Annotated in this window: 1 protein-coding gene and 1 pseudogene; one reads left to right on the plus strand and one right to left on the minus strand. The window is 71.6% G+C overall.

Annotated elements, in window-relative coordinates:
• The first annotated feature begins 308 nt into the window (after positions 1–308).
• Positions 309–812 (plus strand): inorganic diphosphatase, encoded by a 504-nt coding sequence (locus MRQ36_RS32940; protein ID WP_242794838.1) that lies wholly within the window; start codon positions 309–311, stop codon positions 810–812.
• Between the two features lie 54 nt (positions 813–866).
• Here the strand turns inward: MRQ36_RS32940 and MRQ36_RS32945 are convergent.
• Positions 867–1,147 (minus strand): annotated as a pseudogene (locus MRQ36_RS32945) (type VII secretion integral membrane protein EccD); the annotation flags it as partial.

Here is a 1,147-nt window from a genome sequence, read left to right on the forward strand (position 1 = left end):
GGGCCGACCGGCGCGGAGCCGGCGGCGGCGCCGGAGCTGCCGGGGAGGTACGCGTCGGGCACCGGGACCCGGCCGCTGGCGCTACCGGAACCCGGACTTTTCGACATCCGCCCGTCAACCCCTTCCGGGCGGTAGTGTGAATCTTCCCTCCCCACGACCCCCTCCTCCCCCGCCGAAAAACACCTTGGGTGACACTACTTCGGTCCGAACACTATGCGGCGGCCGGAGCCGACGGGTGGCATTCACCTGTCCGGGAGCGGCGCCACTGGTTCCGTTAGCCAGCGTGGGCAAACGAGGGAGCGTGGGAAATGGATTTCGACGTCACGGTTGAGATCCCGAAGGGTCACCGAAACAAGTACGAGGTGGACCACGCGACCGGCCGCATCCGGCTGGACCGCACCCTCTTCACGTCCACGCAGTACCCGGCGGACTACGGCTTCATCGAGGGCACCCTGGGCGAGGACGGCGATCCGCTGGACGCCCTCGTGCTCGTCCCCGAGCCGACCTTCCCCGGCTGCCTGATCCGCTGCCGCACCATCGGCATGTTCCGGATGACGGACGAGAAGGGCGGCGACGACAAGGTCCTCTGCGTGCCCTACGAGGACCCGCGCCAGGAGCACCTGCGGGACATCCACCACCTGGGTGAGTTCGACCGCCTGGAGATCCAGCACTTCTTCGAGGTGTACAAGGACCTGGAGCCCGGCAAGTCGGTCGAGGGCGCGACCTGGGTGGGCCGGGTCGAGGCCGAGGCCGAGATCCGGGCCTCGTACCAGCGGGCCAAGGACGCCGAGGCGCACGGCGACGCGCACTGATCACTGCACGCTGACGGGCCCGGGTCGCCACGCGACCCGGGCCTTTCCGTCGGTTCAGCCCAGCAGGCCGCGGGCCCGGTCGTAGAGGTCCAGCACCGCACAGGCCACCGGGACCACGGAGACCACCAGCGCGGTGTCGGTCAGGTCGGCCAGCCGACCGAGGTACGGGGAGACGGGCCGGCGGGCGTACGTGGTGCCCGCGGCGACCGACACCAGGGCCAGGAGCAGCCCGCCGACGGCGAGTGCCAGCAGCGCGTCCGGACCGGCCCGGCCGGCGAGCACCCCGCCGAGGACGGCCGACCCGGTCAGCCCGGCGGCGACCGTGGGCACCCGGT

Origin of the sequence: Micromonospora sp. R77, assembly GCF_022747945.1 — a bacterium.
Taxonomy (GTDB): domain Bacteria; phylum Actinomycetota; class Actinomycetes; order Mycobacteriales; family Micromonosporaceae; genus Micromonospora.

Coding starts and splice junctions, on each gene's coding strand:
- MRQ36_RS32940 (WP_242794838.1), top strand. CDS start 309: ATGGATTTCGACGTCACGGTTGAGATCCCGAAGGGTCACCGAAACAAG.